The organism is Arthrobacter sp. MAHUQ-56 (genome assembly GCF_019710585.1).
Classification (GTDB): Bacteria; Actinomycetota; Actinomycetes; order Actinomycetales; family Micrococcaceae; genus Arthrobacter.
In genome coordinates this window covers 884,115-904,347 of record NZ_JAIFZQ010000020.1, presented here as the reverse complement: position 1 = coordinate 904,347, position 20,233 = coordinate 884,115, and the positions used below count along the sequence as shown (strand labels likewise).

Genomic DNA, 20,233 nt, shown 5'->3' with positions numbered 1-20,233 from the left:
TTAGAGTCCCTTTCGCTGGTTTGCTTCGTGCTGTTCTGCTGCGGTCTTGGCTGCTTCGAGGTATCCGATCTGCATGCGGACGAGTGCCTGGGCCGTGTCGGGGAGGCTGGTTAGCTCCTTGTGCTTGGCCTGGGCTTCCGGGGTCCACAGTGCCGCCTTGGATGCGGCTACCTGCGGGTTATCGGTGCGGGGGTGGTTGTCGTACATCAGTACTCCCTGTCTTTGATGCGGCGTGTTGTCCTGAATTCGAGGATCTGGACTGTTGCTAGCCCTTTGGAGACAAGGCGGGCGGCCATGGTCTCCGGGCTGGCGGTGGTGTCTCGCGGTTTGGTGGCGGCTTGCCGTTTCTGCCAGCCGATGTCGTGGCGCTGCTTTCCCATGTGTTCCTTTACTTGTCGTGCGTGGCGATGGCGTCCGCGATTTCGTTGGCGAGGCGGAGGGCTTCGGGTACGGGCATGACTGCCCGGATTCCGCGGCCGTGTTTCAGTACGACGCCGGGTTCTGTGGTGCCACCTGGTTTGCCGATGGCTGCTGGGGTGGCGGTGAAGTTCGCGGCGTCCTGAAGATTGCGGGTGTAGTGCTGCGGGCCGGTGGTGAACATGTCAGTTGTCCTTTGCGTAGTTGAGGAGGATTTGCTGGAGCCGGGTGTCTCCGTCTGGGATGGCGCGGAGGAATGAGGCGGCCATTTCAGCGAGGGCCAGGACTAGCTGCGCCACTGATTCCGGGTTGGTGTCCGCAGCTGCTTCCCTGGCTACCTCGTTGAGGCCTACCTGGTCCGTTTGACGGACTGTGAGGATTGCCCGAATGGCCCTGACTCTGTCGATGGGGCGGACCTTCACGGCTGGGGTTATCACGGTGCAGCCTCCGTCGTGGCGGCGGTGATGGGTTGGCCCCAGGGGATCCCGGGCGGGATGGGGTTGGGCATGCCCGGGGCGGCTGGTGGCGGGGCTTGGAAGGTGAGCGGCGGCTCTGGGGTGGAAGCGGGCGTTTCGGGGCTCTGTGCGGTCATTCTGGGGCTCCTACTTGAGGTAGATGGCTGTCGCGGCGATGGACGCCTGATTAGCAGGTGCGGCTGCCCATGTGGCGGTTCCGGCGCGGGTAGCGACTCCTACCGTGATGGTGTCGCCTCCGGTGAGGCCGGTAAGGGTTGGTTGGAAGGGGCTAGCGAGGCTGGCACCTATCCCGGCGGGTGCTGAGGTGTAGAGCTCGCCGCCGTTCACGCTCTGGACGGTCGCAGAGCAGTAGAGGTAATCGGGGGTGGTGCCGCTGTTGGTCCCCATGGCAACGGCGTTGCTGATGATGATTGCCCGAGTGAAGCCTGCCGGGACTGTGAGGGTTACGGATGCCCGGACTGTGGCCGTGGTGTCGATGGCGTAGTTTGTGATTCCCGCGGATGCTGTAGCGGTTTCTACGGGGCTAGCCAGGGCATCGTTTGAGACGCTGCCCGCGGGAAGGGCAACGCTTCCGGTAACGGTTAGAGGGCCGTTGACGGTCTGTTCGCCGTTGACTGTTGAGGTTCCGGTGATGCCGAGGGTTCCGTCTAGGGTCATGCCGCCTTTTTGGAGGCTGACGCCGGACAAGCCGAAGGGGCTGGCTGCAGCAAGTTCGCGCACTCGGCGCTTTAGATCGGTGATCTCTCTACCGATCCAGTCATCTCCCCTTGTTCCGAACATTCCGGGCTGTGGCATTACTTGCCTTTCTGGTTTGTTGTTTCGTCGCCTGGTTCGTAGATCGCTAGGCGGCTTTCTGCTTCTATGGCCCTTGCCTGCCAGTGCCTGAATAGGTCGTGCTCTTCGAGGGCCTATGCTTTGTAGATTTCGCAGAGGTTCAAGAGGTCCTGGCGTGAGAGCTTCATGACGCCTCCCGTGTATGCGTGTAACTTTCGTAACTACTGATACTTTCGGGGGCCTCTTCGAACGGGATAGTTACAGAAGTTTCAGTAGTTACAGGGGTATAGAGGCCCCTCTTTGGATTGGCAATACGCCCGGACTCACAAGCCCTGCGGAGGTATAGCCGGGTCTTGCTGTCTTCCCAGTGCAGTAGTTCGGCCAGGTCCTTGGGCTTCATCCCTTCGGGGTACTTGCTGACCAAGGCAACGAGTTCGCCCATGTCATCCCCGACGCCTTCGGTAACTTCCCTGAGTCGGACCGCTTCGGCGGCTTGGCGGAGGCTGGAGCCTTCCAGGGTCCACTTTCCCTCCGTGAGGGTTAGGGCGTACTGGCCTTCCATGGCGTCACGCGAGGTCACGTGCAGGGTAGAGCTTTCGTTCTGCCTGTCGCGGCGTATCAGGAGGATACTGTCAGCGGCGCCGGCGAGTCCTTGCGTGCCTGAAACACTGTCTAGGAAGTCGGATTTGTCGCCCTTGTTGGTGTGGTGCACGACTATTAGGGAGGATCCCGGCACGGCGTCCACGAGATTCTTCAGCGCTGACATCTGGCTGTAGTCGTTTCCATAAGCGTCGTTCCCGCCGTAGGTGCCCCGGACCTTGCCGAGGGTGTCGAGGATAACCAGCGGCTTACGTTCGGCGTGACGCTCCAGGAAAGCGGCGATGGTGGCAATAGGGCCGGCGGGAACCTCTGTCATGAAATAGAGGCCGTGGGGGCCAACGGTTACGCCGATGGTGCGGAGCCGTGACTGGAGACGCCTGGCGCCGTCTTCCAGTGCGAGGTAGAGCACGGGGCGCGGGGATACCTGTACGGATCCAAAGGCTTTCCCCCCGGTGGCGGCTGACACTCCCAAGCCGAGCACCATCCAGGACTTGCCAATCTTGGGCGGGGCCACAAGCAGGGTGAGGCCTTCGGGGATGACGCCGGGAACGACGTACTCAACTGATGGGAGTTCTTGCCGCGTGAGCCAGTCGGCGCTGAATGCAGCGTCTAGGGGGTCCGGTGCGGTGGGGTCGTAGGTCACTTGGCATCCTCCTTGCTGTAGGTGCCGAACCTGCCCGGGGTTTCCGTTTCGAGGCGGTAGCGGCGCAGTTCCCAAAGAGACCAAGTAGCCGTGCTGATGAACGGGCCAGTGCAGCAGTAGAGGCACGATGCGGCCTTATACTGGTTGTAATCTCCCCCAGAGATTTCATTCGCCCGGCCGCCCGCCGGGCGTTTGCTTTTGTCGGTCACGTCTTAGGCATCCTGTCCTTGCATGATGGTGGTCACGCGGTCGATTTGTTCGCGGGTTAGCTTCGGCCACGCTTCGGCTACCTGCTGGATGTGGGCGCGGGTTTCAGCGTTCATCTGCGGCGGCGGTGAATACGCGGTCAGCTTCCCGGATGTCGATGCGCAGGAGTTTCGGGCCCACGCGGTAGGCGGTTAGGTCGCCGCGGTCGATCATTCGCCGAATGGTGCGCGGGCTGCACTTGTAGCGCTTGCCCGCGTCGGTCAGATTCGCGAGCTCGGGGGCGGCTGCATCCATGGCTTTCTCCTTAAATGGAAGAGGCCCCGGAGTTATCCAGGGCCTTCGAGGGGTTTAAACAGAAAAACCGACCACGTGACGTGATCGGTTTAGGCAACAGTTTTGGGCAATAAAAAAGCCCTGAACGAATCAGGGCGCGGCGGTACTACTTCGCTACGGCTTGGTGGGCCTGCCGTCAAGCAACGGACTTTGCAAGCAGTTATCCCCTTGGTCTCCACGCCTGTGAGCGAATCTCAGGTCGGGCCGCTAGTGGCGAACCTCTAGTCGGGGCCGGCTGATCGTAGACCAGTCCGGTTACTGCTTCTCCTAGGGACGGACCCAAGGGTGGTACTGCGTTCTCCCGAGCCAACTACACCGGGGTATTTGTATCCGGGTACAGCTATCCGGAGACATGACACACTTTACCGGATGCGGACACTGAATGACAAGCACGTAATTTAGAACCGTAGAGGGTGCGAATAACTACCAGCTTGTCTGCGTCGGGCACACGGGCCACGAACGGATTACCCCCGGCTGATAAGCCAGTAGGACATGGAACAGTGAATCTTCTGCGGCCCAGAGGCCTGCCGTCAGACGACGGACTTTGAATTTAGAGCCACTGCTCCCTACGCATTGCCACGCTATAGCATATGGCAGGCAAATTACAACTGTGTCATTACCTGTCCCTGCTAATCCTGCCCTTTGGGCACGGCGCGGATGCGCGTCGGGTCGAATTTGCGCGGGGCTGACGTACCTACTGGATCCACGTAGATAGTCATTAGCGCGTCGATAACTGCCCGACGGTCTTCTATGCCAGCGCCATCCCACCATGACTGCACGGCCTCTGGTGAGCCACTGCGGCCAGCCAAGATATTTCCAGTACGGAGGGTGGCTAACTGCTGCTCGACTACTTCAAGATCCTTGTTTACCTTGGCCGTAATGATGCCCATCTGCTTGGCCGTTATGTCGCCATCAGCGAAGCTGTTGGCTGCTTCATCCAGGCGGGCCCGCAACGTAACGGCCTTCTGGCGCAGTTCTGCGGCGTCGTCTGCTTCACGGCGTACTGTGAGCCCTTCCGCGTTCTCCGGGTGGCTCAGAATGGCTACCACCAACCCTGCGACGTACTCCTCCACGGGCGCGGCTGTTTGGAACGCGTGGCCCCCTCCTGTGGTTTTGCACTTGTAGTAGTGCACGCTCCCCTGTTTGCTGCTGCGGCTTGAAGTCTGCATGGCGCTCCCGCACTTGCCGCAAAGCATGAGCCCTGCCAGTAGATGACGCACCTTGTTGCCGTTCTGCGTGAGACGTGATGGGTTCTTCAGAGTACTGGACGCTGCCCGCCATTCATCTTCCGTGATGATTGCCGGAAAGACGGACGGTCCCACGATATCGCCGCGGTAGGCGGAGAGTCCCGCGTTGGTGGGGCGCATGAGCATGTTTCGAACCGCAGTGCTGGTCCATTTCTGGCCCCGCCGGGTGGGGATTCCCCGGCTATTGAGGTCTTTGACGATGAAACCAATGCTTCGGCCGGCCAGGAAACCGCGTACGGCGTTTCGGATTTCCGCCGCTTCCGTTTCTTGGATGACTGGCACGCCGTCGATGATTCGCCAGCCGAAGGGCACGGGGCCCCCGCTGAATGCGCCGTCTTGGGCAAGCTGCAATTTCTTGCGGGTGATGCGGTCGCTCTTATGCTCGGACTCGTAACGCGCCCATGCTCCAAGGGTGCGCGCCACGGCGCGACCGGAAGGGGTGGAGAGGTCTATTTCCCCGGCTTTGACTGTCTGTGTAACGACGCCGTGTTTTTCGGATGCGTCGATGTAGCTTTCCAGTTCACGGGGGGACCTGTGGAGTCGGTCAGTGTGCCAGGTTAGGACGCCGTTGATTCGTCCAGCGCGCATGTGTTCCAGGAGGCTTTCGTACTCGGGCCGGCGCTTGCCCGAATATGCGGAGATGTCGTTATCGGTGAAGACTTGTGTAACCGTCCAGCCGAGGGATGCGGCAAGTTCGCGGCAGTCCTGTTCCTGGCGCTGCACGCCGAGCCCGGCGCCTTCGCGGTCCTTCGAAATGCGGCAGTAAATGGCCGCCGAGGCGCTGCCCGTGCTTCCCATGTTCTCAGTCTACTTTCTCGTAGTGACTTGACATACAAAACACTGGAAATGTTGTCCCCGGCAAGCAGCGGGAGCGTGCAGATCTTCGTGACAGCATCGTGGGCTGAATTCGCGTGGACCGTGCACATTCCCGGCAGCCCCGAGTTGAGGGCAATGAGCATGTCCAGGCTCTCGGCTTCGCGGACCTCCCCCACCACCAACCGGTCGGGGCGCATACGCAAAGCCTCCTTCACCAGGCGGCGAAGCGGGATTTCACCCTCGCCTTCAAGGTTCGGCTGGCGGCATTGCAGGCCCACGACGTCGCGCAAAGGGAACTGCAGTTCGAAGATCTCCTCAACGGTGATGACGCGTTCCCGGCTTCCGATACTGGCAGCAAGGCAGTTCAACATTGTTGTCTTGCCGGCCTGTGTTGCGCCGGAAACGAGGATGTTCAGGCCGCTGGACACTGCCGCACCCAGGAACCGGGCAGCTTGTGGTGTCAGTGTGCCCAGTTCCACAAGGTGCTCGAGCCTGCTCGCCTTGACCACGAACTTCCTGATGTTTACTGCCCAGTGCCGGCGGGTCACGTCAGGGATGACCACGTGGAGTCTGGAGCCGTCTGGCAGTGCAGCGTCGACGAAGGGAGAGGACATGTCCAGGCGTCGGCCGGAGCTCTTGAGCATGCGCTCCACGAGGTCGCGCACCTGTTGTTCGGACAGGCTCAGCGAGGTCAGCTCCGACTCGCCGTTGCGTGCGACGTAGATTTCGTTGGGAGCATTGAGCCAGACCTCTTCAATGGAAGGATCGTCGAGCAGCGGCTGGAGGACTCCGAAGCCTGCCACTGCATCAAACAGGAAACGCCGCGCGGCGTCCAAGGGGCCCAGGGGCGGCAGCGGACCCAGGAGGGCGCGCTCGTCGTAGTCGGTGACCGCTGCTTCCACCAGGCGGCGGACCTCGCCTGCCTGCCTTAACGGATCAAGGCCGCGACGGCGGATAAGTTCGCGGACCTCATCCTCAACGATTCCCAGCGCATCCATGTTTCCCCCAGACAACTGCCGCCCCAGCGGAGGCAGTACGACTGGCTACAGCCTAGGGAGACTGACCGGCCTTAACAAGTCAATCCGGCGAAGCTGTGGACAAAGCAGGCAAAAACTGGTGCCAGCCGGTTCTGAGTACAAAGACACCGGCCCCTAGTAGCCAGCACCAAGTAAGTGGGGTACCCACTACCCGTGCCCGGGCAGTTGCACACGGTGTTAATGGTCAGCGGGGGCACCAGCTTCCTTAGGGGCCTGGATGCGGCAGCGTTTGGGGCTGAGAGTTAAGGAGAATCGTGAAGATACGGACAAGACGCGGTCTGAGCCAAGGACTCGCAGCAGTCCTCTTGCTTGCCGGTATGGGCGTGGGAACCGCGGGGCCGGCCAGCGCAGCTACGGCACCCGATTATGGCACGTTGAGCATCAGCTATACCGGAGCGGCCAATCCTCCCACCGCCGACAAACCGGAAAGCAAGCTGTGGTGGAATGATGGTTCCTGGTGGGCAGATATGTGGACCAGCGGCAGCGGCTGGCACATCTACAAACTGGACCGGGCCAGCAAGAAGTGGGTGGACACCGGCGTCCCCATTGACACCCGGGCAAATACCCTCGCCGACACTCTTTGGGACGGTACACACCTGTACATCGCATCCCACGTTGTCACCGCCTCTTCGGAGACCGTGACGGAACCCTCCCTCCCCAACCAGCCGGCCAAGCTCTACCGGTACAGCTACGCCAACGGAACGTACAAGCTGGACAGCGGATTCCCCGCTACGATCGCTACCAAGAGCAGCGAGTCAATGACCATTGACAAGGACAGCACAGGAGTTGTCTGGGCCACTTGGACGGAGGTCAACGCAACTGCGACAGGCAGCTACACCAGCAGCGTGATGGTGAACAATTCGGGGCCTGATGGAGCAAGCTGGGGAACTCCGTTCGTTCTTCCAGTCAACAACGTCCACCCGGCAGTGGACGACATTTCTGCAGTAGTGGCGTTCAACAAGAAACAGATCGGGGTCATGTGGTCGGACCAGACCACGGGCTCGGTCTGGTGGGCCACCCGCACCGACGGCACGGCAGCCACTTCCTGGAAATCCCAGCCGGCAGTGCAGGGCAAGGGCATCGCCGATGACCACCTGAACCTCAAATCGCTGCAGGCAGACACTGCCGGCCGTGTCTACGCGGCCGTGAAGACAAGCCTCGACGAGACCACTACCGACATGACACAGCCCCAGCTGCAATTGCTGGTATTCAAGCCGGGCACGGGCGCTTTTTCCAAGTCCACCATCTCAACGCTGGCAGACTGCCAGACACGCCCACAAATCGTGCTGGATCCGGATAACAACAAGATCCACGCATTCCAGACAGGACCGTCCACCAACGTCAGCGGGTGCCCCTACGCAGGAGTTTCAGGCAGCATCTATGAGAAGACCGCTGACATGGACAACCCCGTGTTCGGGTCTGGCCGCGGAACGCCTATCATCCAGAATGGCTCCTCGGCCACCGTCAACAATCCGACGACCACCAAGCAACCCGTCACCAGCACCAGCGGCATCGTGGTGCTTGCCAGCGACGACGCGGCGAAACGTTACTGGTTCGCTGACCTCCCGGTTGGCTCCCCCAAGACGGCGACGGCGCCGGGCACCTTCGTGCCAATCGCTCCAACCCGGTTCCTGGATACCCGTAGTACTGCTCCAGTTCCGGCTAACACAACGCTATCCTTCCAGGTGGCCGGAACAGCGGGCATTCCTGACAAGGTCTCAGCCGTGGTCTTCAATCTGACAGTCACGCAGCCCCAAAAGGAAGGGCACATTCGAGCCTACCCGTCGGGCAGCACAGTGCCTACGACATCCAACGTGAACTTCGTCGCGAACCAGACCGTACCCAACTCCGTCACGGTTCCTGTGGGCAAGGATGGCAAGGTTACGCTGCTAAACAGCTCTTGGGGAAGTACGCACTTGATCGCCGATGTGAACGGCTACTACATTGCAGGCACACCAGCACTAGCGGGGGCCTTCACGCCAGTGGGACCGGAGCGAGTTCTGGACACGCGGACCTCGGCACCTCTTGCGGCGAATTCCGCACTGTCGTTCCAGGTGGCCGGCGCGTCCGGAATACCACGGGACGCTTCCGCTGTGGTATTCAACTTGACGGTAACCCAGCCGCAGGACTTCGGCCACATCCGGTCATACCCATCAGGCTCCGCTGTTCCTGCAACGTCCAGCGTCAACTTTTCACCGAACCAGACGGTACCAAACTCGGTTACGGTACCTATAGGTGCTGACGGCAAAGTAACACTGCAAAACAGCTCAAATGGAACCGCCCAGCTGATCGTCGACATCAATGGCTATTATCTCGGCGGGACACCGACAGCTGTGGGGACCTTCGTACCTTATGGCCCTAGTCGCTTCGTGGACACCCGGAATACCACTCCCGTTGGCCCCGATTCCGCTCTCTCCTTCCAAGTGGCAGGGGTAACGGGTATTCCTTCAAAGATTTCCGCTGCCGTTTTCAACCTCACCGTTACCCAACCGCAGGCGCCAGGGCACATCCGGGCATACCCTGCGGGGGGAACGGTTCCCGATACGTCGAACGCCAACTTCTCTTTCAATGAAACGGTGGCCAATTCAGTAACAGCGCCAGTTGGGGTTGACGGGAAGATATCACTTCTGAACTCCTCCGCTGGAAGCACACAACTGATCGCGGATGTGGGCGGCTTCTTCTTGGGAGGATAAGCGAATAGCTGCGGAGCGGCCCAGGCCCTGCACATATGAGAAAGCAAGAAGACCCCGTAGATGTCTAGGGCTACGGGGTCTTCCTTTGCTCTCCGCCTGATGTGTGACAAGCGAAAAGCTGAACCAATCCTAGTTCGATCGGGTTGGCTGCTCAAGCTCGCCGCATCGGCACCTCCGCAGCGCGGTCCATGTCGCGACTTCGCTGCCAGCTTCCATCCCTCATCCCATGTGGACGAGGTTAGCTGCACGCGTTTGGGAGAAGGCGACGGATACTCGAGTTGAACCCCCAGCCGACTCACGAAATAGGGCTCGGCGGCCCTCATCGTTGCCGGAGGAAGCCCGGTCTAATGCAACAGCAGGAACTCTAGTCCCACCCGTAACACTGATGCTATGGTAAGCGCGTTAATTGTCGACTTCTACCTGTTCGGCACCTCCCTGGGGGGAGCACCGAACAGCCACCGAATGAGCGCCCATCACAGGCGCCACATTGTCTCCGGAGCAAAAATGAAGCGGAACCCGTCTCAGTCCCGTCACCCCGCCGTCAGGCTTATTGCAGTAGGGCTGCTCGCTTCCTCATTGGTCGCATCGCCCAGCCTCCTAAGTATTGCGTCCGCTGTAGAGCCAACCCCTACGCCGACCATCCCTTCAACCTTGCCGGCGACCGCTCAGCCCGATCCTTCCGCCCCGTCACCCCCCGCCTCCTCCGCCTTTCCGGAACCGGCGCCAACCAGTCCATCTGCGCCTGCGCAGTCGATGGCAGAGGCGATTGGAGCAGGCGGAGCGGAGATGGGACAACGGTCAGCCCGCGTCACTGGATCCTCAACTTCAGACGCATCAAGACGCCTCAGCATTGAGTCGCTCGGAAGCGAGGGCACGTGGACACCAACCTTCGGCGTTCAAGGGCTGGATGTCAGCGGGCATCAGTCAAGCGTCGACTGGCAGCAGCAGTGGAACATGGGAGCCCGATTTGCTTATGTGAAAGCCTCCGAAGGTAATTACTACACCAATCCCTCTTATAGCTCCCAGTACCAGGGCGCCCGTGGTGTTGGCATGATACGGGGCGCCTATCACTTCGCCATTCCCAACTGGTCCAGTGGAGCGGATCAAGCGCAGTACTTTGTGCGCAATGGCGGGGGTTGGACCAGCGACGGCTACACTATGCCGCCGGTCCTCGATTTTGAATTCAACCCTTACGAGGGACGCACCATCAATGGATTCTATTTCGGCAACACCTGCTACGACATGTCCCCGAGCCAGCTCCAATCATGGGTAAAGGACTTCGGCAACACTGTTCGGTCCATGACCGGACGGCTCCCCGTGATTTACACCAACACTATGTGGTGGAACCAGTGCCTGGGAGACCCTTCCGGTTTCGGTGATTATCCTCTATGGGTTGCTGCATATCCTTCGTCCCCCACAAACAATGCTGGTGCTATCCCGACGGGGAGTTGGGCTGCCTACAGCATCTGGCAGTACAGCAGTACGGGGCCATTTGCTGGCGACTCGAACGTTTGGAACGGTGACTATGCCGCTCTGCAGCGGTTTGCCAGCCAGTCCGACAGTTCAGGTACGTCTTTTGCTAAGGGACCGAACAGCAGCACCATTTACATGGTTAGCGGAACCACCAAGTACCCGCTTCCAGATTGGTCAATTTACGAACTTTACATGCGCCTAGGTACGCTCCAGCAGGTGAGCCAGCAATATCTGGACTCGTTGGCGACCGGGAACGCTGTGGGACGATTTGCGCGCAGCGCGGACGGCTCGATCTTTCTTATCGACGACGGGAGACGGCTGCATGTTCCGAACTGTACGCTTATGTTCGACTTCGGCGGAGGAAACTGTACCGGGTGGGTCCCTTTATCTAGCGGTGAACTTTCAACGTATTCGGACTCCGGGCTGCTGAGCAATGCAACAATCTCACCTACTGGACGGCAGTTCTACGTTTCGGCCATGACAAAGCGCGAGTTCTTTGACATCGACTCCCTTGTCCAGGCAGGCCTTCCCGGCAGGACCAGCTACCTGAGCGATGCCGTTACGGCCCTCCTACCACTCGCTGCGTCAGGTCCAATAGTGCGCCCAGACGTGGTTGTCGTCGATCGCCTCAGCCGACAGCCCTACATTTATACAGCTGGGAAGCTCCTTCCCGTTCCTACTACCATCAACGCTGAAAATGTTTGGACGAACTCGATTAGAGCCGCAGCTCTGGACGGCCAATCGATTTCGAAAATTCCATTGGGAACAGCATTTGCGGGTTTTGCAACCAACGGAAACGGAAGCGAGCACTATGTTATCGGGCCCAGTGAAAAGTACCTGATGGCGGATAAAAGCCAATGGCCGGACTCCTCGGCAGTCCTTTCTGATGCCCTGCTCAACATGATCAGCACGTCGGGAACGATCTCCACTCCGGCTTTCGTGAAGTCTCCGTCGTCCCCCGTGATTTTCCGCAAAGACAAAGCCACAGCACGCCAAGTGCCAGACTGGGCCACGCTCAGCCAACTCAACCTCGGAGGAAGCCCCCAGATCTTCTCCCTGACAAGTACGGGCATTAATGAATTGACCAAGGGTCCGGCTCTACTACCGCTTGGCAGACTCGTTGTGAGCGACACCAGTCCAGCGGTTTACCTCATTGACGGGGCTGATAAGATGCTCCAACTGGAGGACTTTCGCATTTCAAACAACTTGGGGATCGCGGGATACTCGCGCGTCCCGCAATCACAGTTGTCCCCCTATACCTCGATCGGAACGCTGCAGCCTGTGCTTCGGTGCGGTCTTGATGCATTCCTAGGCTACGCAGGCGCTCTATGGAAGCTTCCTGCCACTGCAGCAACGGCGCAATTGCCGGCGCGCAGCCTTGAACTCTCCACTTGTAATGCGCTCCCCGCAACCCGCGGAAGCTTGGACGCGACGATATTCACTAAGGCGTTGGATTCTCCGGTCGTCTACCTTATGGTCGACGGTACCAAGCGACCCGTGAACTCATGGGCCAGGCTGGTGGAGCTGAACAAAGGCAGTGGTTCGCCCGTTATCGCCGAGTACAGCCGCAGCGCCCTCGACCTGGTCCCAATGGGACCGCCAGCGTAAAGCGGTCACGGACGTAGGCTAAATAGCATCCTGTGCCACGACGGCTGGGCTCGGTATTGCACCGGGCTCAGGCCCTCGAGCTTTATCGAGATCCGATCCTTGTAATGCCAACAGTTGTATTCGTGCAATGCGGGTTCCAACGCGTCGATGCTGCGAACACAAACGCGATGAAGAGCTCTTCCTTGAGGTGTCCGAAGAAGTTCTTCATCACGGCGTTGTCGTAGCACCTGACTTTGCGGGACATGGATTAAAACGCGCCAGCACCCTCGAGGAGGTACCGCCAGGAAAGATGCTGGCACTGGAATCATTGGTCCGGGTGCACCAATGGCTGCTGGCCGGGCTGACAGCCGACCAAAGCCTGCCGTAGGGCGGCATTGGCGAGTGCCAGGTTCGGGAGATGCCGATGGCATCGGAGATGATCTGCCCGTCGAAGATTTTCCATGAGGGGTGAGTAGTACTGCGTTGGGTCACCGACCGTTGAACTCAGTTATGTCAGTCACCCGTTTCTGGTTCAGGATCTCAGTATCGAACTCACGCTTTAAGGTTCGGGGCGATCCGGCCTTCCTCGCCCCGGTAAGTGACCTAGCGTTTCTTCCGCTGTAGCCGGAAGGCCAGCGCGAGTGTCCGCATCAACTTCAGCACGGTCTTTGTTGCGCGTCCGCCCTTGCTTAAGCAGCTCGGTGTGGATACGCCGATACCCATAGCGGCCCTGGTTCTTTACGAAAACATCCTTGATTGCAGATTTGAGGTCTTTTGGGAGTCAGTGCCCGCAGGCGTGCTTGACGGTCGGCCGCCTGAGGTCTGCCTCAGGGCTGCCCACGGTTGCCGGGTTCCCTTCGGCCAGCCTTTGGCTTCGGCCGTATGCCGTTTTCGCCCTCATCGCGATACAGCCGCACCCGTTTGCTGATCAGCGCCGGAGATGACAACCGGAGTTCCTTTGACAACCCGATCTTGTTTTCACCCATGAGAAACCGCTGCACAGCAGCGATCTTGAACTCAAACGACAACACCCCGGGCACCCCAGCCGGCCTCAAGCAACGCCGCTGCAGCGTCGAGCTGCTCATCAGACAACGAACTGCTCTAAACATGAACTGCTCCCCGTAAATCAGAACTGAATTTCCAGTCCAGCTTCCGGAGAGCAGTTCACATGTCGGGCCAGCTTAGCTGTTTCTTAGCGACCCTGTTCCAGCAGCTCCAGCAAGTATTTTCCATAGCCACTCTTCACCAGCGGCTCGGCGCGCTCTTTCAGATCCTCGTCGCTGAGGAACCCAAGTCGCCACGAAATTTCTTCCGGGCAGCCAATGGAAAGACCTTGCCGCTTTTGCACGGTGTGAATAAACTCGGATGCTTCATTGAGCGAATCAAAAGTTCCGGTATCCAGCCAGGCAGTCCCCCGCGGCAAGATCTCCACCTGCAGCTTGCCCCGGCCTAGGTAGACGCGGTTCACATCCGTGATTTCCAGCTCGCCGCGAGGCGAAGGTTTCAAATCCTTGGCTATCTGGACTACGTCGTTGTCATAGAAGTACAGCCCGGGCACCGCATAGTGGCTCTTGGGCTTGGCTGGCTTCTCCTCAAGCGATATAGCTTTGCCCTCGTCATCGAATTCCACGACGCCATAAGCTGACGGATCTCCTACCCAATAACCAAAAACTGCCCCGCCGTCAATGTCAGCGAAGCGCCGCAGCTGTGTACCCATGCCCCGGCCGTAAAAGATGTTGTCCCCGAGCACAAGAGCAACCGGGCCGTCGCCGATGTGGTCGGCACCTAGGATGAATGCCTGCGCGAGTCCATCCGGAGACGCCTGCTGGGCATACGTGATGTTGACACCGAACTGAGATCCATCACCGAGCAGGCGCTGGAATTGATCCGCATCATGGGGCGTTGTGATGACAAGGATGTCGCGGATACCGGCAAGGATGAGCGTGGACAGCGGATAGTAGATCATCGGCTTGTCGTAGACCGGCACCAGCTGTTTGCTGATGCCCAATGTGATGGGATGAAGTCTGGAGCCGGTACCACCGGCAAGGATAATTCCGCGCATGTCACCTATCTTTCCCCCTGATTTGAAGTCCATCCAAATCCGGTAATCTATGAAACTATGCAACGACTTCTCGTTACCGGCGGCGCCGGCTTCATCGGCTCGAACTTTGTCCACTATGTGATGGCCAACACGGACAGCCACGTTACCGTCTTGGACAAGCTGACGTACGCTGGAAACCGCGAGTCACTGGAGAACCTGCCCGATGACCGTTTCACTTTCGTTGTCGGCGACATCACTGATGCTGCCGTTGTCGATGAACTCGTGGCTGACCACGACGTCGTCGTCCACTACGCGGCGGAGTCACACAACGACAACTCCTTGCACGATCCGCGCCCATTTCTCGATACAAACATCATCGGCACCTACACGCTGATTGAGGCGGCTCGGAAGCACAACAAACGCTTCCACCACATCTCCACGGACGAGGTTTACGGCGACCTCGAATTGGACGACTCCGAGCGGTTCACGGAAGAGACGCCATACAATCCCTCAAGCCCGTACTCGTCCACGAAGGCTGGTTCGGACCTGCTGGTTCGGGCATGGGTGCGGTCATTTGGCCTCCAGGCCACGATCAGTAACTGCTCGAACAACTACGGCCCATACCAGCACGTGGAGAAGTTTATTCCGCGCCAAATCACGAACATCATCGACGGTGTTCGGCCGAAGCTTTATGGCAAGGGAGAAAATGTCCGCGACTGGATCCACGCTAACGACCACTCGTCAGCCGTTCTCGCCATTATCGCGAAGGGCAGGATCGGCGAGACATACCTCATCGGCGCCGACGGCGAAAAGAACAACAAGGATGTCGTCGAGCTGATCCTCAAGCACATGGGGCAGTCACCCGACGCGTACGACCACGTCGTGGACCGGCCGGGACACGACCTGCGCTATGCTATCGATTCCACGAAGCTCCGCGATGAACTTGGCTGGCTACCGCAATTTTCAAATTTCGATGCAGGCATAGAGGACACCATCGCTTGGTACCAGGAAAACGAAGAATGGTGGCGGCCACAAAAAGCCGCCACGGAAGCCAAGTACAAGGAGCAGGGCCAATAGGCATGGAGTTTCAAAAGAAACTCATAGGAAAACAAACGCCGATCCCAGGCGTCATCGTCTACGACCTCCCCGTGTTCGGTGACAACAGAGGCTGGTTCAAAGAAAACTGGCAGCGCGAGAAGATGGTTGCCGCGGGCCTTCCCGACTTCGGTCCCGTGCAGAATAACATCTCGTACAACGACAAGACCGGTACCACGAGGGGTATACACGCCGAGCCGTGGGACAAGTTCGTTTCTGTAGCGACAGGACGGATTTTCGGAGCTTGGGTAGACCTTCGGGAGGGGCCCACTTTTGGCACGGTATTTACCGCGGAACTAGACGCCAGCAATGCGATTTTCATCCCGCGCGGTGTCGCCAACTCGTACCAAACACTGGAGGACAGCACCTCTTACGTTTATTTGGTCAACGATCACTGGTCACCGGACGCTGAATACACCTTCCTGAATCTTGCCGACGAGACGGTCAACATCCCCTGGCCTATTCCCCTACCTCACGCGGAAGTCTCCGAAAAGGATAGAGGCCATCCCCGCCTCGCTGACGTGAAACCGATGCCCCCTCGAAAGACCTTGGTTCTAGGGGCTGATGGCCAGCTGGGACGCGCCTTGCGCAAGGCATACCAAGGGGACACTTCCGTTGAGTTCGCTGGGCGCCACGAATTCGATCTCCTCGACAGCGAGTTGTACTCGGCCCGCCACTGGGGCACCTACAGGACCATCATCAATGCGGCCGCCTATACCGCAGTAGACGCTGCCGAAACCCGACCTGGACGCGAAGCCGCTTGGGCGATTAACGTCAGCGCTGTTAGCCAGCTCGCCAAGGTTGCCGCAGAATACTCCTTGACTATCGTGCATGTCTCCAGCGACTACGTCTTCGACGGCGTGAGAGCCGACCACACTGAGGATGAACCGTTCACCCCGCTAGGCGTGTACGGGCAGAGCAAGGCGGCCGGGGACGCTATCGTCAGCGCACTTGCTCGCCATTACATTGTCCGGACCAGCTGGGTGATAGGGGACGGCGCTAACTTTGTCCGGACTATGGCGAACCTTGCTAGGCGCGGTGTCCAGCCCGCCGTCGTAAATGACCAAGTTGGCCGACTGAGCTTCGCCTCCGACATAGCAGAGGGCATAAAACACTTGCTCGAGTCCGAGGCACCATACGGAACCTATAACCTCAGCAACGACGGGTCCCCCCAGTCCTGGGCGGAAATTGCCGCTGACGTCTATGAGCTCAGCGGCGCTGAGCGATCCTTTGTCTCCGGTGTCAGCACCGCTGACTATTTCAAGGACAAGGCAGCCGCGCCGCGGCCGCTGAACAGCGTACTCGACCTAGCGAAGATTAAGGCAACGGGGTTCCACCCGCGAAACTCCAAAATAGCTTTGATCGAGTACCTCAGCGCCAGCTCGGCGACCGTTTAGCGGGCTCTTTGGCCAATCCCGAATGCCGTTTGAATGAAAAGCATCCGCAATTTCGTGTCGACGGCAGGGACAAGGGCTACGATTGCACGCCTGTGTAAAGTCCGGGTGTGTCCCAGGTGCGTCCGTTGCAACCTTTGCGGGTCCAAGGCCTTCGCCTGCGTTGAGTCCAGAGCTGTCGCTTTGGGGTGGTGCCGGGTTCATTGTTGACGCTGACGCCGGCGGTGTTGTCCGGTTTTCATTGACGAAGCGGCGCCGCCCGGTTACCTTCGCTGGTGGTAGCGATGTTCGTTGTGCAGGTAGAGGTGTCACTCGACCACGCCTTGCTGACTTTCGTCACTCGCCCGGCCGTGCCCGCAGCGGAGTTGGTCCTTGGTGCCGCCTTCGATGCGGTTGGTCGCCGAAGCGATCTGCAGCCCGCCGAAGTCAGGGCGCAGGTTGGTGAAGAGACTCGGCCGAGTCGTTCCAGGAGGCGGTAGGCGTTACGGATCCTGTCGTGGGTGAGCCACGACCTCCACTTGACGCGTACGCAGGCATGTGCCGCATCCCTGACGTGACGGTAGGTGCGGGCCCTGATCAAGTCCCGGGGGTTTGGTGCGATTCATTGAGGCTTCCGCGTCAGGCCGCAGCTTCGGCCCTGGTTCGTGATCCTCTTCAGGGGCCTGAAAAGCCGAAGCAGCCGCCGGTCCCCCGGCTTGCTAGTGAAGTAGGCCCGGACATTGGGCTCCACGTGAACCAGGCACAGCCGAACCCTGTCTTACTCCATGGGCTCCGGCAGTGCTGCTGTAATACCGGATCCGCCATAGGGATCACCACGGTCATGGCCAGGCACCCGGCCAGTATGCCCGGGCACACGGTCATCTTCTGTGTATCTCACTACTGCAGCAACTCTTAACCGTTCCGAATCAGCCCGACCACAAGTCAAAGGCTTCGAAGGTATGCTCTGCACCCAGTCACCTGGACTCCGAAAGCTTAGCGGTACCGGATTCTGCCCTCCATTACCGATCAGCGGGCCGCTCCCATACACACATGGTGTCCTTAACCCACAGCATTAAGTCCGCGGGTATCTCTTACTATGGACGGCCGGGTCTTGAGCGTTCTTCCGGCCTCATCACTTTCCGAGTACGGCGCGCTCGTACCGCAATGATGTCGCCCACAGACAAGATAATCGCCCCTGCGACGCCGAGGGACCACAGCGCGACTCCGACTGCCCAGCCTGGGGGTGTGAAGGCAATGGACAGAGTTTTTCCATCGGACCCTTCGGGCACATCAATTGCAAGAAGAAACCCGTCGACTGGAGAGCTAATGCTTGCCCCCCGCGCCTCGTATCCCGGCCAGGGGAGTCTGGCAAAGGCAGCACGGCCGCCTCCATCCGGTACATGGTTGACGTGGAGCGTCACCCCACTGTCGCTGCGCGCTACTTCGGTCAGTGACGTCCCGGGAGATGTCCAGACGATCCCACCAGTCGCCCTGACAGGCGCATCGCGGCTCCAGAGCGCGATGTCACCATCGTCACTCGCCTGATGCCATCCTTCAGGCACTTGCCTTATGGGCACAGCGTCCTGCCGTCCCGTATAGTTGTTGGCTGCAGTGGGCCGCTGGTTGCCAGCGAAGGATCTCTTTAGTATTTGTATGTTGTCAATTCCGAGTTCGTCAGCAAGAACCATGCCGGTCACAGGCCGCCGTTCAAAGAGTCTATCCAGCAATTCCGCGCATGTGCCGCCCAGATAGCGCAGACAGAGAGCTTGGTTGTACTGCGTGTGTCCGATCAGCTGATAGCGATTAAGGACTGACGCCGGGCTCAGATACCAGGTGTTGGCCATGAGTGTCCTTGACCAAGTGGACTCGTCCTGAGGGTAGTCCAGAGGGTCACCCACAACCAGCACCTCACCCTGCACCGTAGCCAATACGCCTCTGGGAATGGCCGTGTCGGAAGGAACGGCAGAATCGGAAAGCGGGCTCCCCCTCGTTGTCCTATGCTGCAAAAGGGTGGTTCCAAATGTCACGCCCAGGCATATCACGGCAATGAAGGACATCACCGACCAGCCACCCAACGGAAGCTTGCCGCCACGCATTCGCCACCATAGGACGCAAATGCCTGCAATTGCCAGCAGACCAGTCACCAAAATGGTCATGTACCGGTCGGGGTACTGTGCCCAGCCAACGTACATGCCGAAAGTGATGGCACCCGTGCCCCCCAAGAGGGACAGCTTTGAAGGACGCTTGGCCAGCGTATGGGAAATCAAGACAACGCACAGGAGAACGCACACCAAAGCCAGGTAAGGCATGAATCGCGCAGGATAGCGAAGCGGGCCTACAGTCGAAGGCAGCAAGACAAACGCCAATGACAATGCTGCGAAGAACAGGATGTCCCTGATTTGCGGAGCATAAGCCCGTATTCGCCGCCAACTCAGGAAAGCTACAAGCGGCAGGAACCAGGCGATATAGAGAGCCGGAGCCGGGGCGGAGAATCCGCCCCACCACCAGGACGGCATCATGGGATAAGCCGTGGCTATGGTCGAACTCATGAGCCCGCTCAGGTCGACGCCCATATAGTCGTCATTGGCGATCGCGGTCGTGCTGCGCGTGGTTACGGCGGCTGTGAGTACCCCGGGAAGGTAAACAATTACGGAAACCATCACGAGAGTGAGCCCGCTTGCAGCACATCGCCAAACTTCTGCCCACCGTCTCTTAACCAGGGCGTCGATGCCCACCGACAGCAAGACGAAACCCACTGCAACCGTTCCAGCGACGTAGCCGATGGTGACGATGAGGTAGCCGACAAGAAAAACCCACAGCGGGCTTCGCCTACCCTCGGCAGCCAGCTTTAGGAGTACCCAGAAATAGGGCAGCAGGGCCCACGCCAATTGTCCTGTGACCCATGAGGGAGAATCAAAGAAGACGGTGAATCCGTTCAGTGGGGAGGCCACGCCAGCCACTAGTGCCAGTGCGGGAGGTACCCTGAACGACCGGCTCAACAGGTAGCATCCGATGCCGCCTATGACAAGGAATGCGATCTTCAAAGCAGTGGACACGAGGACCGCATCGGGTGCGAGGTAGACGATGACGCCAATTGCCATTATGAGGGGGTTCCATGTACCCCATTGCCCCTCGGCCGCGTAATTACCGCTGGACCAAACCTGGGGATTAATAATTGGGACAACTCCGCCCATCAGCGATTCACCCAGATGGTACCAAACACCGTATGCACCGTTCTCGGTGTCGTCCCAAAAATAGAAGCGAGGCGTCCAGATGAGCGGAACTAGACTCAGCAACAAGACGCTCAGGGCAGTGAGCAGGACCCAAAATACGGGGCGCGGCGACGCGTCATCACTCTCGTGCATATTTCCTTGTCTTTATATGTCGTGGAGGCCCGCACTGGGGTAGTACGGCAGGGTCT

Annotated in this window: 20 protein-coding genes and 1 pseudogene; 5 read left to right on the top strand and 16 right to left on the bottom strand. The window is 59.2% G+C overall.

Annotation, left to right across the window (positions count from 1 at the left end; translation table 11 throughout):
* The 11 genes and pseudogenes from K4G53_RS16560 to K4G53_RS16510 all read right to left on the bottom strand — a co-directional run.
* Entirely contained in the window at positions 1 to 207 is a 207-nt protein-coding gene (locus tag K4G53_RS16560) for a hypothetical protein (protein ID WP_221386714.1), read from the bottom strand.
* The gene (locus tag K4G53_RS16555) at positions 207 to 380 is read right to left on the bottom strand and encodes a hypothetical protein (protein WP_221386713.1); all 174 of its coding nucleotides are present in this window, start codon (positions 378 to 380) and stop codon (positions 207 to 209) included. The genes K4G53_RS16560 and K4G53_RS16555 overlap by 1 nt, the downstream gene beginning before the upstream one ends.
* Before the next feature lie 8 nt (positions 381 to 388).
* The gene (locus K4G53_RS16550; protein ID WP_221386712.1) at positions 389 to 601 is read right to left on the bottom strand and encodes a hypothetical protein; all 213 of its coding nucleotides are present in this window, start codon (positions 599 to 601) and stop codon (positions 389 to 391) included.
* Position 602: 1 nt separating this feature from the next.
* Positions 603 to 854 (bottom strand): hypothetical protein, encoded by a 252-nt coding sequence (locus tag K4G53_RS16545; protein ID WP_221386711.1) that lies wholly within the window; start codon positions 852 to 854, stop codon positions 603 to 605.
* Positions 851 to 1,009 carry a hypothetical protein gene (locus K4G53_RS16540; protein WP_221386710.1) on the bottom strand — a complete coding sequence of 53 codons (159 nt, stop codon included), beginning with the start codon at positions 1,007 to 1,009 and terminating at the stop codon, positions 851 to 853. Before K4G53_RS16540 ends, K4G53_RS16545 begins: the two co-directional genes overlap by 4 nt.
* Positions 1,010 to 1,019: 10 nt before the next feature.
* A complete protein-coding gene (locus K4G53_RS16535) occupies positions 1,020 to 1,550 on the bottom strand; it encodes a hypothetical protein (RefSeq protein ID WP_221386709.1) in 531 nt (176 codons plus the stop codon).
* Between the two features lie 301 nt (positions 1,551 to 1,851).
* Positions 1,852 to 2,910: an AAA family ATPase gene (locus K4G53_RS16530; RefSeq protein WP_221386708.1), complete on the bottom strand. Its 1,059-nt coding sequence runs from the start codon at positions 2,908 to 2,910 to the stop codon at positions 1,852 to 1,854.
* Positions 2,907 to 3,119 carry a hypothetical protein gene (locus K4G53_RS16525; RefSeq protein WP_221386707.1) on the bottom strand — a complete coding sequence of 71 codons (213 nt, stop codon included), beginning with the start codon at positions 3,117 to 3,119 and terminating at the stop codon, positions 2,907 to 2,909. The genes K4G53_RS16530 and K4G53_RS16525 overlap by 4 nt, the downstream gene beginning before the upstream one ends.
* 103 nt (positions 3,120 to 3,222) lie before the next feature.
* Entirely contained in the window at positions 3,223 to 3,411 is a 189-nt protein-coding gene (locus tag K4G53_RS16520; protein ID WP_221386706.1) for a helix-turn-helix domain-containing protein, read from the bottom strand.
* 668 nt (positions 3,412 to 4,079) lie between these two features.
* Positions 4,080 to 5,495 (bottom strand): recombinase family protein, encoded by a 1,416-nt coding sequence (locus K4G53_RS16515; protein WP_221386705.1) that lies wholly within the window; start codon positions 5,493 to 5,495, stop codon positions 4,080 to 4,082.
* Positions 5,496 to 5,515: 20 nt separating this feature from the next.
* A pseudogene (locus tag K4G53_RS16510) lies at positions 5,516 to 6,511 on the bottom strand (CpaF family protein); the annotation flags it as partial.
* Positions 6,512 to 6,924: 413 nt separating this feature from the next.
* Here K4G53_RS16510 and K4G53_RS16505 point away from each other — a divergent pair.
* Together K4G53_RS16505 and K4G53_RS21485 are read left to right on the top strand one after the other, a co-directional pair.
* A complete protein-coding gene (locus tag K4G53_RS16505; RefSeq protein ID WP_221386704.1) occupies positions 6,925 to 9,243 on the top strand; it encodes a hypothetical protein in 2,319 nt (772 codons plus the stop codon).
* 504 nt (positions 9,244 to 9,747) lie between these two features.
* Positions 9,748 to 12,324 (top strand): lysozyme, encoded by a 2,577-nt coding sequence (locus K4G53_RS21485; RefSeq protein ID WP_308287917.1) that lies wholly within the window; start codon positions 9,748 to 9,750, stop codon positions 12,322 to 12,324.
* 5 nt (positions 12,325 to 12,329) lie between these two features.
* Here the strand turns inward: K4G53_RS21485 and K4G53_RS21560 are convergent, their stop codons facing one another.
* On the bottom strand, positions 12,330 to 12,551 hold the full coding sequence (locus tag K4G53_RS21560) for an IS3 family transposase (protein WP_374226178.1): 222 nt from the start codon (positions 12,549 to 12,551) through the stop codon (positions 12,330 to 12,332).
* Here K4G53_RS21560 and K4G53_RS16495 point away from each other — a divergent pair.
* On the top strand, positions 12,452 to 12,691 hold the full coding sequence (locus tag K4G53_RS16495; RefSeq protein ID WP_221386703.1) for a hypothetical protein: 240 nt from the start codon (positions 12,452 to 12,454) through the stop codon (positions 12,689 to 12,691). The genes K4G53_RS21560 and K4G53_RS16495 overlap by 100 nt on opposite strands.
* Positions 12,692 to 12,862: 171 nt before the next feature.
* Here K4G53_RS16495 and K4G53_RS21555 read toward each other — a convergent pair whose 3' ends face one another.
* From K4G53_RS21555 to rfbA, 3 genes are all read right to left on the bottom strand, one after another.
* Positions 12,863 to 13,060, bottom strand: a complete 198-nt coding sequence (locus K4G53_RS21555; protein WP_221386964.1) for an IS3 family transposase — start codon at positions 13,058 to 13,060, stop codon at positions 12,863 to 12,865.
* Between the two features lie 70 nt (positions 13,061 to 13,130).
* Positions 13,131 to 13,388, bottom strand: a complete 258-nt coding sequence (locus tag K4G53_RS16485) for a helix-turn-helix domain-containing protein (RefSeq protein WP_221386702.1) — start codon at positions 13,386 to 13,388, stop codon at positions 13,131 to 13,133.
* A gap of 107 nt (positions 13,389 to 13,495) precedes the next feature.
* On the bottom strand, positions 13,496 to 14,365 hold the full coding sequence (rfbA, locus tag K4G53_RS16480) for a glucose-1-phosphate thymidylyltransferase RfbA (protein ID WP_221386963.1): 870 nt from the start codon (positions 14,363 to 14,365) through the stop codon (positions 13,496 to 13,498).
* Positions 14,366 to 14,422: 57 nt separating this feature from the next.
* On the opposite strand from rfbA, the gene rfbB reads away from it, so the two are divergent.
* Together rfbB and K4G53_RS16470 are read left to right on the top strand one after the other, a co-directional pair.
* Complete coding sequence (gene rfbB, locus K4G53_RS16475; RefSeq protein WP_221386701.1) at positions 14,423 to 15,421, top strand: dTDP-glucose 4,6-dehydratase; 999 nt, start codon at positions 14,423 to 14,425, stop codon at positions 15,419 to 15,421.
* On the top strand, positions 15,418 to 16,836 hold the full coding sequence (locus tag K4G53_RS16470; RefSeq protein WP_221386962.1) for a bifunctional dTDP-4-dehydrorhamnose 3,5-epimerase family protein/NAD(P)-dependent oxidoreductase: 1,419 nt from the start codon (positions 15,418 to 15,420) through the stop codon (positions 16,834 to 16,836). Before rfbB ends, K4G53_RS16470 begins: the two co-directional genes overlap by 4 nt.
* A 1,070-nt stretch (positions 16,837 to 17,906) precedes the next feature.
* Here the strand turns inward: K4G53_RS16470 and K4G53_RS16465 are convergent.
* The gene (locus tag K4G53_RS16465; RefSeq protein ID WP_221386700.1) at positions 17,907 to 20,177 is read right to left on the bottom strand and encodes a hypothetical protein; all 2,271 of its coding nucleotides are present in this window, start codon (positions 20,175 to 20,177) and stop codon (positions 17,907 to 17,909) included.
* Positions 20,178 to 20,233 lie beyond the last annotated feature (56 nt).